Annotated in this window: 12 protein-coding genes; 4 read left to right on the top strand and 8 right to left on the bottom strand. The window is 72.5% G+C overall.

Annotated elements, in window-relative coordinates:
• Positions 1-394: 394 nt before the first annotated feature.
• The gene (locus ACF07S_RS20035) at positions 395-1,021 is read left to right on the top strand and encodes a phosphatase PAP2 family protein (RefSeq protein WP_391974703.1); all 627 of its coding nucleotides are present in this window, start codon (positions 395-397) and stop codon (positions 1,019-1,021) included.
• Positions 1,022-1,025: 4 nt separating this feature from the next.
• On the opposite strand, the gene ACF07S_RS20040 is transcribed toward ACF07S_RS20035, so the two are convergent.
• Genes ACF07S_RS20040 through ACF07S_RS20065 form a run of 6 tightly spaced genes read right to left on the bottom strand, consistent with a single transcriptional unit; the run spans position 1,026 to position 8,212 of the window.
• Positions 1,026-2,444: an NAD(P)/FAD-dependent oxidoreductase gene (locus ACF07S_RS20040; protein WP_391974704.1), complete on the bottom strand. Its 1,419-nt coding sequence runs from the start codon at positions 2,442-2,444 to the stop codon at positions 1,026-1,028.
• A gap of 36 nt (positions 2,445-2,480) precedes the next feature.
• Entirely contained in the window at positions 2,481-3,281 is an 801-nt protein-coding gene (locus tag ACF07S_RS20045) for an ABC transporter permease (RefSeq protein WP_391965504.1), read from the bottom strand.
• Positions 3,282-4,208, bottom strand: coding sequence for an ABC transporter permease (locus ACF07S_RS20050; protein WP_391965503.1), 927 nt, complete (start codon positions 4,206-4,208; stop codon positions 3,282-3,284). It lies immediately after the preceding gene.
• On the bottom strand, positions 4,208-5,374 hold the full coding sequence (locus ACF07S_RS20055; protein WP_391965502.1) for an ABC transporter ATP-binding protein: 1,167 nt from the start codon (positions 5,372-5,374) through the stop codon (positions 4,208-4,210). The genes ACF07S_RS20050 and ACF07S_RS20055 overlap by 1 nt, the downstream gene beginning before the upstream one ends.
• Positions 5,375-5,378: 4 nt before the next feature.
• Entirely contained in the window at positions 5,379-6,626 is a 1,248-nt protein-coding gene (locus ACF07S_RS20060; RefSeq protein ID WP_391965501.1) for a spermidine/putrescine ABC transporter substrate-binding protein, read from the bottom strand.
• Positions 6,627-6,676: 50 nt separating this feature from the next.
• Positions 6,677-8,212: a gamma-aminobutyraldehyde dehydrogenase gene (locus ACF07S_RS20065; protein ID WP_391974705.1), complete on the bottom strand. Its 1,536-nt coding sequence runs from the start codon at positions 8,210-8,212 to the stop codon at positions 6,677-6,679.
• A gap of 223 nt (positions 8,213-8,435) precedes the next feature.
• On the opposite strand from ACF07S_RS20065, the gene ACF07S_RS20070 reads away from it, so the two are divergent.
• Positions 8,436-9,083, top strand: a complete 648-nt coding sequence (locus ACF07S_RS20070) for an NADAR family protein (protein WP_391974706.1) — start codon at positions 8,436-8,438, stop codon at positions 9,081-9,083.
• A gap of 161 nt (positions 9,084-9,244) precedes the next feature.
• Here ACF07S_RS20070 and ACF07S_RS20075 read toward each other — a convergent pair whose 3' ends face one another.
• Positions 9,245-10,105, bottom strand: a complete 861-nt coding sequence (locus tag ACF07S_RS20075) for a hypothetical protein (RefSeq protein WP_391974707.1) — start codon at positions 10,103-10,105, stop codon at positions 9,245-9,247.
• Positions 10,106-10,128: 23 nt separating this feature from the next.
• Here ACF07S_RS20075 and ACF07S_RS20080 point away from each other — a divergent pair, with 23 nt between their 5' ends.
• A complete protein-coding gene (locus tag ACF07S_RS20080; protein ID WP_391965497.1) occupies positions 10,129-11,292 on the top strand; it encodes an adenosine deaminase in 1,164 nt (387 codons plus the stop codon).
• A gap of 20 nt (positions 11,293-11,312) precedes the next feature.
• Positions 11,313-12,017, top strand: coding sequence for a glycerophosphodiester phosphodiesterase (locus ACF07S_RS20085; protein WP_391965496.1), 705 nt, complete (start codon positions 11,313-11,315; stop codon positions 12,015-12,017).
• Here ACF07S_RS20085 and ACF07S_RS20090 read toward each other — a convergent pair.
• The gene (locus tag ACF07S_RS20090) at positions 12,008-12,892 is read right to left on the bottom strand and encodes an alpha/beta fold hydrolase (protein WP_391965495.1); all 885 of its coding nucleotides are present in this window, start codon (positions 12,890-12,892) and stop codon (positions 12,008-12,010) included. The genes ACF07S_RS20085 and ACF07S_RS20090 overlap by 10 nt on opposite strands.
• Between the last annotated feature and the right edge of the window lie 100 nt (positions 12,893-12,992).

Raw genomic sequence — 12,992 nt, forward strand, 5'->3', positions numbered from 1 at the left:
CTCCGGAACCGGCGAGCGGCAGAGCGTGTGAAGAACGTGTGCGAGGTGGATGGGAGGAGTCCGCCGGCCCTGTCGCGGGGCCATCGCCTGCCGTAGGTTTCTCCCCGGATGAGAGATACACCCCGCCCGCAGGCGACTGTGGGCGGTTCAGGCCGGGGCCTCCCCAGCTTCGACCTGGTCGTGCCCTCGCGCACACGAACCGGGGCCCGCGGGCTTCGGGTCTCCTCATGATCGGACGGTCGCCCGCCCCAAACCCCCCGGGGCGCGCGACGTTCCGGTCCGGACGGCAGCCCGGGCACCTCCACGGCAAGCCGTTCCCCGAAGGGCCGGCGCACACCCCCCCTTGCGCCGGCCCTTCGGCGTGCCGGGGACCTCACCTGCGAAGCTGTGCACCATGCTGCTGCTCGGACCGCCCGTCCTCCTCTTCGCTCTGATCACCTGGCAGGTCGTCGTCGACGGTCCGCTGGTGGGCCTCGACGAGCGGCTGAGCAGGGCCCTGATCCGACCGGACCGGGCCTCCGAACTCCTCGCCGACCTGGGCAACGCGCAGGTGGCCCTGCCCGTCCTGGTGACCGCGCTGGCGTATGCCGCCCGGCGCGGGCGCGCCGGGGGCCGGGACCGCTGGTGGCTGCCGCCCGCCGCGGGGGCCGGGGCGATGGTCCTGGTGCCGGTGCTGGTCGCGCCCCTGAAGGAGTGGACCGACCGCCCCGGCACCCCGGCCGTGCCCCCGGCGGTCGGCTACTACCCCTCCGGCCACACCGCCACCGCCGTCGTGGCGTACGGCGCGGCGACGCTGCTCCTCCTGCCGCTGCTGCGTTCACCGGCCGTCCGCCGCGCGCTCGTGGTGGCGTGCGGCGTGCTCGTCGCCGGTGCCTCCTACGGGCTGGTGCGCCGCGGCTACCACTGGCCGCTGGACGTGGCGGCCAGTTGGTGCCTGGGGGCCGTCCTGCTGATCTGCCTGACGTCACTGGTCCGCCGGAGCGGCCGCCGCAGGTCCGCCGGAACGCCGGTCGTCCAGTGACGCGTCAGCTGTCGAAGCCGAGGCCCAGCCTGTCCATCGTGCGCAGCCACAGGTTGCGCCGGCCGCCGTGGGCGTCGGCGCGGGCCAGTGACCACTTGGTGAGCGCGATGCCGGTCCAGGCGAACGGTTCCGGCGGGAACGGCAGAGGCTTCTTGCGCACCATCTCCAGCTCCGTGCGCTCGGTCCGCTCCCCCGCCAGCAGGTCCAGCATCACCTCGGCGCCGAAGCGGGTGGCGCCGACACCGAGCCCCGTGTAGCCGGCGGCGTACGCCACCCTCCCCGCGTGTGCCGTGCCGAAGAACGCCGAGAAGCGGGAGCAGGTGTCGATCGCGCCGCCCCAGGCGTGGGTGAAGCGGACGCCCTCCAGCTGCGGGAAGCAGGCGAAGAAGTGCCCGGCGAGCTTGGCGTAGGTCTCGGGCCGGTCGTCGTACTCGGCGCGCACCCGGCCGCCGTACGGGTAGACCGCGTCGTAGCCGCCCCACAGGATCCGGTTGTCCGCGGAGAGCCGGAAGTAGTGGAACTGGTTGGCGCTGTCGCCGAGGCCCTGGCGGTTCCGCCAGCCGATCGAGGCCAGCCGGCCGGCCGTGAGCGGTTCCGTCATCAGGGCGTAGTCGTACACCGGCACGGTGTACGAGCGGACCCGGCGGACCAGGTTGGGGAAGACGTTGGTGCCGAGCGCCACCGCACGGGCGCGGATCACCCCGTACGGCGTGCCCACGGTCATGCCGGCGCCGTACGGCCTGAGGGTGAGGGCGGGGGTGTGCTCGTGGACACGCACGCCGAGCGCGCGGCAGGCCCGCTTCAGTCCCCAGGCCAGCTTGGCCGGGTGGAGCATCGCCACGCCCCGGCGGTCGTACAGACCGGCCCGGAAGGTCGGGGAGTCCACCTGGTCCCGTACCGCGTCGGCGTCCAGGAGTTCGATGCCCCCGGCGAGGCCCTCGCGTTCGATCTCCCGGTACCACTCGCGCAGTTCCCGTGCCTGGTGGGCCTCGGTGGCGACGTCGATCTCACCGGTGCGTTCGAAGTCGCAGTCGATGCGGTGGCGGGCGACCGCCTCCTCGATGGCGTCGAGGTTGCGGGCGCCCAGCTCCTCGAGCCGGTGGATCTCCCGCGGCCAGCGGGCCAGCCCGTTGGGCAGGCCGTGGGTGAGGGAGGCGGCGCAGAATCCGCCGTTGCGGCCGGAGGCGGCCCAGCCCACCTCGCGGCCCTCCACCAGCACGACGTCCCGGGCGGGGTCGCGTTCCTTGGCGATCAGCGCGGTCCACAGCCCGCTGTAACCGCCGCCGACGACCAGCAGGTCGCAGGTCTCCGCGCCGGTGAGGGCGGGTTCGGGGTCGGGCCTGCCGGGGTCGTCCAGCCAGTAGGCCACCGGCCGGGCTTCGGAGAGGGATCGCGTCCAACGGCTCATGGCGCTCGGGGCCATGATCTCAACTCCCTACGGGGGACTGCGGAATGTCTGCTACGCCTGCTGCCGGTCACGGCGGCGGCCCACGGCCATGGAGACCAGCACCAGCGCGACGGCGATCACGAACATGGCCGTGCCGATGACGTTGACCTGCACGGGGGTTCCGCGCTGGGCGGAGCCCCAGACGAACATCGGGAAGGTGACGGTCGAGCCGGCGTTGAAATTGGTGATGATGAAGTCGTCGAAGGAGAGCGCGAAGGCGAGCAGCGCGCCCGCCGCGATACCGGGGGCGGCGATCGGCAGCGTGACCCGCAGGAACGTCTGGACCGGGCCGGCGTACAGGTCCTGCGCGGCCTGTTCGAGGCGGGGGTCCATCGACATCACGCGCGCCTTGACGGCGACCACCACGAAGCTGAGGCAGAACATGATGTGGGCGATCAGGACGGTCCAGAAGCCGAGCCGGGCGCCCATGTTGAGGAACAGGGTGAGCAGCGAGGCCGCCATGACGACCTCGGGCATCGCCATCGGCAGGAAGATCAGCGAGTTCACGGCGCCGCGGGCGCGGAAGCGGTAGCGGGCCAGCGCGAAGGCGATCATCGTGCCGAGCAGCGTGGCGCCGAGCGTCGCCCACAGCGCGAGCCGGAGACTGAGCGTCAGCGAGTCGCACAGCCCGGGGACCCCGCAGGGATCCTTCCAGGCCGCCGTCGAGAACTCCTGCCACTCGTAGTTGAAGCGCCCCCGCGGATTGTTGAAGGAGAAGACGGTGACCACGACGTTCGGCAGGAGGAGGTACGCGAGCGTCAGCAGTCCCGCGATGACGACGAGACGGCGCCTGAGCCAGTTGACGAAGGCCATTTACACCAGATCCTCCGTGCCGGACTTGCGGATGTGGAACGTGACCACGAAGAGGATCGCGGCCATCAGGATGAACGAGAGCGCCGCGGCCGTCGGGTAGTCCAGGACGCGCAGGAACTGCGACTGGATGACGTTGCCGGCCATCCGGGTGTCGGTGGAGCCGAGCAGGTCCGCGTTGACGTAGTCGCCGGTGGCCGGGATGAAGGTCAGCAGCGTGCCGGAGACCACGCCCGGCATCGACAGCGGGAGGGTGACCTTGCGGAAGGTCGTCGACGGCCCGGCGTACAGGTCGTCGGCGGCCTCGTGCAGCCGGGGGTCGATGCGCTCCAGCGAGGTGTAGAGCGGCAGGATCATGAACGGCAGGAAGTTGTAGGTCAGGCCGCAGATCACCGCGAGCGGGGTGGCGAGCACCCGGTCGCCTGCGGTCCAGCCGAGCCAGCCGGTGACGTCCAGGACATGGAGGGCGTCCAGGGCGCCGACCACCGGTCCGCCGTCGGCGAGGATCGTCTTCCAGGCGAGGGTGCGGATCAGGAAACTGGTGAAGAACGGCGCGATCACCAGGATCATGATCAGGTTCCGCCAGCGTCCCGCGCGGAAGGCGATCAGGTACGCCAGCGGGTAGCCGAGCAGCAGGCACAGCACGGTCGCGGAGGCCGCGTAGAGCACCGAGCGGACGAACTGCGGCCAGTACTCGGACAGCGCGTCCCAGTAGGTGGCGAAGTGCCAGGTGACCTCGTAGCCCTCCTCCAGGGAGCCCGTCTGCACGGACGTGGAGGCCTGGTAGATCACCGGCAGCGCGAAGAACACCAACAGCCACAGCAGGCCGGGCAGCAGGAGCAGGTACGGTGTCCGGCGCCCCCGCCTGCGCGGTGGCTCCGTCCCGGGCGGGGCGGGAGCCAGGGGCGGCGCCCCGGTGACCGCGGCCATCAGGCGGCCCCTTCCTCGACGGTCCCGACGCCCGCGTCGATGTCCTGGGCGGCGTCGAGACCGAAGGTGTGCGCCGGGTTCCAGTGCAGGACGACCTCGGCGCCGGGCACCAGCCGGGCGTCGCGGTCGACGTTCTGGACGTAGACCTCGAAGCCGGAGCAGACGGGGCTGTCGACGACGAACTGCGTGGAGACGCCGATGAAGCTGGAGGCGGCTATCCGCCCGGTGATCCGGTTGCGGCCGTCGGGTATCCCGCCGGCGTCGTCGGCGTGGGTGAGGGAGATCTTCTCGGGCCGTACGCCGACCAGGACCTTGCCGCCGGCCGTGGTGGGCGCGCTGTTGCGGGTCCCGGGGAGCACCAGCCTGCCGCCGCCCGCCCTCAGCACGATCTCGTCGCCGGACGCGGTGTCGACCTCGGCCTCGATGAAGTTGGAGGTGCCGAGGAAGTTGGCGACGAAGGTGGTGCGCGGGTTCTCGTACAGCTCGGTGGGCGGGCCGAGTTGCTCGACCCGGCCGGCGTTCATCACGGCGACCGTGTCGGCCATGGTCATGGCCTCCTCCTGGTCGTGCGTGACGTGCACGAAGGTGATGCCCACCTCGGTCTGGATGCGCTTGAGCTCCAGCTGCATCTGGCGGCGCAGCTTCAGGTCGAGGGCGCCGAGCGGTTCGTCGAGCAGCAGCACCCTGGGGTGGTTGATGAGCGCGCGGGCCACCGCGACGCGCTGCTGCTGGCCGCCGGAGAGCTGGTGCGGCTTCTTGCGCGCCTGCTCGCCGAGCTGGACCAGCTCCAGCATCTCCCCGACCTGCTTCTTCACGGACTTGATGCCGCGCCGGCGCAGGCCGAAGGCGACGTTCTCGAAGATGTCGAGGTGCGGGAAGAGGGCGTAGGACTGGAAGACCGTGTTCACCGGCCGCTTGTAGGGCGGGAGCGCGGTGACGTCCTGGTCGCCGAGGTGGACGGTGCCCGACGTCGGCTCCTCCAGGCCGGCGATCATCCGCAGGGTCGTGGTCTTGCCGCAGCCGGACGCGCCGAGCAGGGCGAAGAAGGAGCCCTGCGGCACGGTCAGGTCGAGGGGGTGTACGGCGGTGAAGGAGCCGTACGTCTTGCCGATGCCGGTGAGGCGGACGTCGCCGCCGCCCGTCGTGGTGCCGTTCGTGGTCTTCATCTCGTCACGCCCCCGTGAGCTTCGCGAACTTCTCTTCGTATGCCGTCTCTTCCTCGGAGCTCAGGGAGCGGAAGGCACGGGACTTGGCCTGCATGGCCTCGTCGGGGAGGATCAGCGGGTTGTTCGCCGCGTCCTCGTCGATCTTCGCGAGTTCGTCCCTCACCCCGTCGACCGGGCAGACGAAGTTGATGTAGGCGGCGAGTTCGGCGGCCGGCCGCGGCTGGAAGTAGTAGTCGATGAGCCGCTCGGCGTTCGTCTTGTGCCGGGCCTTGTTGGGGATGAGCAGGACGTCGCTGGACGTCACGTAGCCGCTGTCCGGGATCAGGAAGTCGATGTCCGGGTTGTCCGCCTTGAGCTGGACGACGTCCCCGGCCCAGGCCAGACAGGCGGCGAAGTCGCCCTTGGTGAGGTCGGCGGTGTAGTCGTTGCCGGTGAAGCGGCGGATCTGCCCCTTGTCGACGGCCCTCTGGAGCCGGGCGATCGCCGCGTCGTAGTCGTCGGCGGCGAACTTCGCGGGGTCCTTGTCCATGTCGAGCAGCGTCATGCCCACGGTGTCGCGCAGCTCGGTGAGCAGGCCGACGCGGCCCTTGAGTTCCGCGTTGTCGAGCAGGTCGGAGAGGGTCTTCACCTCGACGCCGTCGAGTGCCTTCTTGTTGTAGGCGATGACGGTGGAGATGCCCTGCCAGGGGTAGGAGTAGGCGCGGCCCGGGTCCCAGTCGGGGTTGCGGAACTGGGCGGACAGGTTGGTGAAGGCGTTCGGCAGGTTGGCCGGGTCCAGCTTCTGCACCCAGCCGAGGCGGATCAGGCGGGCGGCGAGCCAGTCGGTGAGGACGACGATGTCCCGGCCGGTGTCCTGGCCGGCGGCCAGCTGCGGCTTGATCTTGCCGAAGAACTCGGTGTTGTCGTTGATGTCCTCGGTGTACTCGACCCTGATGCCGGTCCGCTGCGTGAACGCCTCCAGCGTGGGGTGTCTCCGCCCGCTCTCGTCGACGTCCATGTACTCGGTCCAGTTGGAGAAGCTGACGGTCCTCTCCTTCTTCGAGCGGTCCTCCGCCGGGACGCCGCCCCGGGTGCTGCCGGCCGCGGGGATGCCGCAGCCGCTCAGCACGCCGCCTCCGCCGGCCGCGAGCGCGCCGCCCGCGGAGGCGCGCAGCAGGGAACGGCGTGTCAGCGACGCCCTGCCGTTGCGGAGACTGCGCCGCATGGCGGCCACCTGGGCCGCGGAGAGGCGGTCGGGCTCGTACTGCTCCATGCGCGTGGTGCCCTTTCGGGAGGATGGCCGCGGGTCGGGCGGCCTGGCTGCTATCGGTCCCCGAAGACGGTGCGGTGCCAGTCCTTGCGGACCACCGCCGTGTTGTCGAACATGACGTGCTTGATCTGGGTGTATTCCTCGAACGAGTACGCGGACATGTCCTTGCCGAAGCCGGACTCCTGGTAGCCGCCGTGCGGCATCTCGCTGACGATCGGGATGTGGTCGTTGATCCACACGCACCCGGCCCTGAGCTCGCGCGTGGCGCGGCCCGTGCGGTACACGTCCCGGCTCCACGCGGAGGCGGCGAGCCCGTAGGGGGTGTCGTTGGCCAGCGCGATGCCCTCGTCGTCGGTGCCGAAGGGCAGGACGACCAGCACCGGGCCGAAAATCTCGGACCGCACGACCTCGCTGTCCTGCGGGGCGTCGGCGATGAGGGTCGGGCGGTAGTACGCGCCGTTCCCCAACTCCCCCTGCGGGGCCTCGCCGCCGGTCACCACGCGCGCGTAGGCACGCGCCCGGTCGACGAAACCGGCCACCCGGTCGCGCTGGGCGTGCGAGACCAGCGGGCCGAGGTCGGTCCCGGGGGCGAAGGGGTCGCCGAGCCGGACGGTCTCCATCAGGGCGGCGGTGCGCTCGACGAACGCCTCGTACAGGGGGCGCTGCACATACGCGCGGGTGGCCGCGGTGCAGTCCTGCCCGGTGTTGATGAGCGCGCCCGCGACCGCGCCGTTGACGGCGGCGTCGAGGTCGGCGTCGTCGAAGACGAGGAAGGGTGCCTTGCCGCCGAGTTCCAGGTGGAGGCGTTTGACGGTGGCGGTGGCGATCCCGGCGACCCGCCTGCCGACGGCGGTGGACCCGGTGAAGGAGGTCATGGCCACGTCGGGATGGCCGACGAGGTGCTCGCCCGCCTCCCCGCCGGTACCGGTGACGATGTTGATCACACCGTCCGGGAGGCCGGCGTCGGTCGCGGCCCGCGCGAGGAGCAGTGAGGTCAGGGGGGTGAGCTCGGCGGGCTTGAGCACGATGGTGTTGCCCGCGGCGATCGCCGGGAGGATCTTCCAGGCGGCCATCTGGAGCGGGTAGTTCCAGGGGGCGATGGAGCCGACGACACCGATCGGCTCGCGGCGGACGTAGGAGGTGTGGTCGCCGGAGTACTCGCCGGCCGACCGGCCCGTCAGGTGGCGGGCGGCGCCGGCGAAGAAGGAGATGTTGTCGACCGTGCCCGGGACGTCGAACGCGCGGCTCAGTTTCAGGGGCTTGCCGCACTGCAGTGATTCGGCGCGGGCGAAGTCCTCCGCGCGGTCCGCGACGACGGCCGCGAACCGGTGCAGGGCCTCGGAGCGCTCGCCGGGGGTGGCGCCGGCCCACGCCGGGAACGCCTTCCGCGCGGCGGCGACGGCCGCGTCGACGTCGTCGGTGCCGGCGAGTCCGTAGGTGTGCACGCCCTCCCCGGTGGCCGGGTCGACCACGGTGTGGGAACGGCCCGAGGTGCCCTCGGCCGGACGTCCGGCGATGAACTGCGCCCCCTGCGCGAATCGTTCCCGGGCCGGGAATCGTTCCGGGGTGGCGGTGCCCGGCTTGTGCATGTCGCTCTCCTCCGTGTCCCCGAGAGGGCGGCGTGGCTCCAGTTCGATTTGAGTGCCGATCCTGACAGAGGGGCGGCACTCCAACAAGTGATTCCGTTGTTGCCTTTTGGTTACGCGACGAAATCTGTCGACCAGGTGTCGAGTGGCCACGGAAAAGGCAGGACGGGGTGTCCGTGGTTCCTGCCAGACTCGCGTGCAGGAATAAGGGATCACGGGGGTGGCGGTGAGCGGGAAGACGGGGGCGATCGGTTCCAGGGAGGCGCTGATCGAGGCGCTGCGGGCCGGGACGAGGGTGAAGTACCTGCACTTCTGGGGGCACCGGCCGGCGGCCGACGGCCGGGTCGGGGCGAGCTGTCTGAGCCAGTGGTGGCCGTCACCGTTCACCGTGGACGGTGTCCGGTACGCGACCGCCGAGCACTGGATGATGGCGGCCAAGGCCCGGCTGTTCGAGGACGCGGAGGCCGAGCGGCGGGCGCTGGCCGCGGAGCACCCCTCGCTGGCGAAGAAGGCGGGGCGGCTGGTGCGGGGCTTCGACGAGGCGGTATGGCGGCGGGAGCGGTTCGGCATCGTCGTCGAGGGCAGCGTGCACAAGTTCGCGGCGCACCGGGAGCTGCGGACCTTCCTGCTGAACACGGGCGAGCGCATCCTGGTGGAGGCGAGTCCGGTGGACCGGGTGTGGGGCATCGGGCTCGCGGCGTACGACGAGGGGGCGGCGGACCCGGAGCGGTGGCGGGGCCCGAACCTGCTGGGCTTCGCCCTGATGGAGGCCCGCGCACGGCTCCGGGCCGCCGGGGACGGGCCGGACGGGGACGGGCCGGACGGGGGCGGAGCGCATCGGGGCGCGGCGGACGGGTCCGCGGCGGAGGGCTGAGAGCCGTCCCGCGCGGCCCGGACCCGAACCGCCGGTATCCGTTCCGCCACCCGCTCAGGCCCCGGCTCCGGCTTCCGCTCGGGGCCCGGGTCCGCGTCCGGCTCCCGCTCAGGCCCCGGGTTCAACTCCCGCTCCGGTTCCAGTCCCGGTTCCGGCTTCCGCTAGGTGACCAGGACGAGGATGCCGAAGCCGACTCCCAGGGCGCTGCCGACCGCTCCGCAGATGATCCCGGCCAGGGCCTGGCCCGCGTTCGTGGCCTCGCCCCGGCCGGCCCTGGCGCGGCCGACCCCGCCGAAGATCATGGCCAGCACGCCCAGGAGGACGGCCAGCGGCCAGACGCAGAAGACGGCGGCCGAGATGATGCCGAGCACGAGCGCGGTGACACCCGGTCCGTTGCTCGGTGCCGGCGTCATGCCGGACCAGCCGCCGTAGTAGCCCTGCGCCGGCGCGGCGGCGTACCCGCCCGGATAGCCGTACGGGACCTGACCGGGCCCCTCGGGGCCGACGGGCGGCGGCGGAACGGGCCCGCCCCCCACCGGGGACGCGAACGGATCCGGCGGCGGGACCGGCGGGACCGACGGGCCGGCCCACGGCTGGGCGGGGTGCGCGGGCGGGGCGGGGTCGCCCATCGCGGGGAAGGACGTCACCGTCTGCTGGTCGTGCACGGAAGGGGTCGTGGGCACGGAGGGGACGGACCACGGCCGGGAGCCGTCGGCCACGAAGGTGTCGTTCCGTCCGCCGGCTCTCCAGCCGTCGCCGGTGCTCTCCGGCGCCGGTGCGCGGACCCCCGGCGGCTCCCAGGGGTCGGGCGTGCCCGTGGCAGCCGAGGTGACGGTGGTCCCCAGGTCCACCAGGGAACCGTCCTGCGGCTCCGTGTCCGCACCGCCGTCGGCCGGTGCCGGCCACACATCACCGGCGTGCGGGTCACTCGGCGGCGGACCGCCCGCGGTGTGCTCCCGCGCCTTCGGCGTCTGCGCCTCGTCGGACATGCGCTGGGCCCCCTCCGTCGGACGTCCCGTCATGCTACGGCCCCTGCGCGCCTCCCGTGTGCCCGTCCTACGATGATCCCCGTACCGCCGATCAGCCGATCACCCGCGTCCCGCCGCGCACCGGCCGGAGACGCCGTTCCCGGGGAGGGACATTGACCGACCAGCTCGCCACGGCCGGCACCGGACAGGGCCGCGACCTGCACGCCTTCATCGCCGGACTGCCCAAGGCCGAACTCCACGTGCACCACGTCGGCTCCGCCTCCCCCCGCATCGTCTCGGAGCTGGCCGCCCGCCACCCCGACTCCAAGGTGCCCACCGACCCCGAGGCCCTGGCCGACTACTTCACCTTCACCGACTTCGCCCACTTCATCGACTTGTACCTGTCCGTCGTCGACCTCGTCCGCACCCCCGAGGACGTCCGGCTGCTGACGTACGAGGTGGGCCGCGAACTGGCCCGGCAGCAGGTGCGGTACGCCGAACTGACCGTCACCCCGTTCTCCTCCACCCGTCGCGGGATCGACGAGCGTGCCTTCATGGACGCGATCGAGGACGCCCGCAAGGCGGCCGAGTCCGAGTTCGGGACCGTGCTGCGCTGGTGCTTCGACATCCCCGGCGAGGCCGGGGTGGAGTCCGCCGAGGAGACCGTGCGGCTGGCCACCGACGACCGGCTGCGCCCGGAGGGCCTGGTCTCCTTCGGCCTCGGCGGACCCGAGATCGGCGTGCCCCGCCCGCAGTTCAAGCCGTACTTCGACCGCGCCATCGCCGCCGGACTGCACTCCGTGCCGCACGCCGGCGAGACCACCGGCCCCCGGACGGTGTGGGACGCGCTCGACGAGCTGGGCGCCGAGCGCATCGGGCACGGCACCAGTTCCGCCCGGGACCCCGAGCTGCTCCGGCACCTGGCCGAGCGGCGCATCCCGCTGGAGGTGTGCCCCACCTCCAACATCGCCACCCGCGCGGTCGCCACCTTCGACGAGCACCCCCTCAAGGAGTTCACGCGGGCCGGCGTCCTGGTGACGATCAACTCCGACGACCCGCCGATGTTCGGCACCGACCTCAACAACGAGTACGCGATCGCCGCGCGGCTCCTCGAACTCGACGAGCGGGGCCTGGCCGACCTGGCGAAGAACGCGGTCGAGGCGTCGTTCATGGACCCGTCCGGCAAGGCGGAGCTGGCGGCCGGGATCGACGCCTACACCGCGTCCTGGCTCGCCTCCTGACCACCCCGCGAAGGGCCGCCATGCAGAACGTGACCGCCGTGGCCCACCGCGGCGACCCCTACCGCCTCCGCGAGAACACGCTCGCCTCGCTGCGTTCCGCGCTGCGGCGGGGCGCGGACGCGGTGGAGATCGACGTACGCCTCACCCGGGACGGCGTCCCCGTGCTGCTGCACGACGACACGCTGAAGCGGCTCTGGGGGCACGACCGTCCGCTGCCGTCCCTGTCGCGGGAGGAGGTGCGCGGGGTGACGGACGGCGGGGTGCCCGCCCTCTCCGACGCCCTGGCGGCGACGGACGGCGGCCGGGTGATGATCGACCTGCCCGGGACGCCGGACGTCCGCGCCGCGCGCCGGGTCGTGGACACCGTGCGCGAGCAGGGCGCCGAGGACCGCGTCTACTACTGCGGGGGCGCCCCCGCCATGCTCGCCGTACGCGCGGCGGACCCGTCCGCCGAGATCGCCCTCACCTGGACGACCCTCGCCCCGCCGCGCGCCGGCCTGCTGGCCGCGGTCCGCCCCCGCTGGCTGAACTACCGCTTCGGCCTGGTGGACCGCGCCCTCGCCGACCGGGTGCACCGCGACGGCTGCCTGCTCTCGGTCTGGACCCCGGACACCCGCCGCTCCATGCGCCGCCTGCTGGACGCGGGCGTCGACTCGATCACCACCAACCGCGTCGACGTGCTGTGCGCGCTGCGCGACCACCGCGGAGCGTCGCGTCAGCCCTGAGCCATCAGCTCCCGCAGCGCCCCGGCGACGTCCCGCGGCGCCTCCTCGGCCATGAAGTGGCCCCAGGACACCGTGGAGTGCCGCAGGTCGGTGGCCCAGGCGCCCCAGAGGGCGGCGGCCTCGTAGCCGAGGGCCGCGCCCCAGTCCTGCTGGAGGACGCGGACGGGCATGGCGAGGCGGTGGCCGGCCGCCCGGTCGGCCTTGTCGTGCTCCACGTCGACGCCGGCCGAGGCGCGGTAGTCGGCCACGATCGACGGGACGGCGGCGCGGCAGGCGGCGAGGTAGGCGTCCCGGACGTCGGCGGGCAGCGCGCCGGGGTCGTTGGCCCAGAGGTCCAGGAAGTGGGCGAAGAAGACGTCGGCGCTCGCCTCGATCATCCGTTCGGGCAGGCCGGGCGGTTGCGCCATCAGGTAGAGGTGGAAACCGACGGCGGCGGTGGTGCCGTGCAGCGCCTCCCACATGTCCACGGTGGGCAGGACGTCCAGGCAGGCCAGGTGGCTGACCGCGGCCGGGTGGTCGAGCCCGGCCCGGAAGGCGACGAGGGCACCGCGGTCGTGGCCGGCGAGGGCGAAGCGCTCGTGGCCGAGGGCGCGGGCCAGCGTGACGACGTCGCGGGCCATGGTCCGCTTGGCGTAGGTGTCCGGTCCCGCCTCGCGCGGCTTGTCACTGTCGCCGTACCCGCGCAGGTCGGGGCAGATGACGGTGTGGTCGGCGGCGAGGTCGGCGGCGACGTGCCGCCACATCAGGTGGGTCTGCGGGAAGCCGTGCAGCAGGACGACCGGGGAGCCGGAGCCGCCGACGGCGACGTTGAGCGCGACCTCCTCGTCCACGGGGACGCGCTGGTACGTGAAGCCGGGAAGGGTGGGGTGGGCCATGGCTGATCTCTCCTGCTCGGGCCGGCGGACCGGGTCCGACGTGACCCGGGGCGGTGTCCCCAGCCTCCGTGGCGCGGATCAGCAACCGATGAACGTCTAC

This window comes from Streptomyces sp. NPDC016640 (genome assembly GCF_043076215.1).
Lineage (GTDB): Bacteria > Actinomycetota > Actinomycetes > Streptomycetales > Streptomycetaceae > Streptomyces.

Coding starts and splice junctions, on each gene's coding strand:
- ACF07S_RS20085 (WP_391965496.1), top strand. CDS start 11,313: ATGCAGAACGTGACCGCCGTGGCCCACCGCGGCGACCCCTACCGCCTC.
- ACF07S_RS20045 (WP_391965504.1), bottom strand. CDS start 3,281: ATGGCCTTCGTCAACTGGCTCAGGCGCCGTCTCGTCGTCATCGCGGGA.
- ACF07S_RS20050 (WP_391965503.1), bottom strand. CDS start 4,208: ATGGCCGCGGTCACCGGGGCGCCGCCCCTGGCTCCCGCCCCGCCCGGG.
- ACF07S_RS20065 (WP_391974705.1), bottom strand. CDS start 8,212: ATGCACAAGCCGGGCACCGCCACCCCGGAACGATTCCCGGCCCGGGAA.
- ACF07S_RS20040 (WP_391974704.1), bottom strand. CDS start 2,444: ATGGCCCCGAGCGCCATGAGCCGTTGGACGCGATCCCTCTCCGAAGCC.
- ACF07S_RS20060 (WP_391965501.1), bottom strand. CDS start 6,626: ATGGAGCAGTACGAGCCCGACCGCCTCTCCGCGGCCCAGGTGGCCGCC.
- ACF07S_RS20035 (WP_391974703.1), top strand. CDS start 395: ATGCTGCTGCTCGGACCGCCCGTCCTCCTCTTCGCTCTGATCACCTGG.
- ACF07S_RS20055 (WP_391965502.1), bottom strand. CDS start 5,374: ATGAAGACCACGAACGGCACCACGACGGGCGGCGGCGACGTCCGCCTC.
- ACF07S_RS20090 (WP_391965495.1), bottom strand. CDS start 12,892: ATGGCCCACCCCACCCTTCCCGGCTTCACGTACCAGCGCGTCCCCGTG.
- ACF07S_RS20075 (WP_391974707.1), bottom strand. CDS start 10,105: ATGACGGGACGTCCGACGGAGGGGGCCCAGCGCATGTCCGACGAGGCG.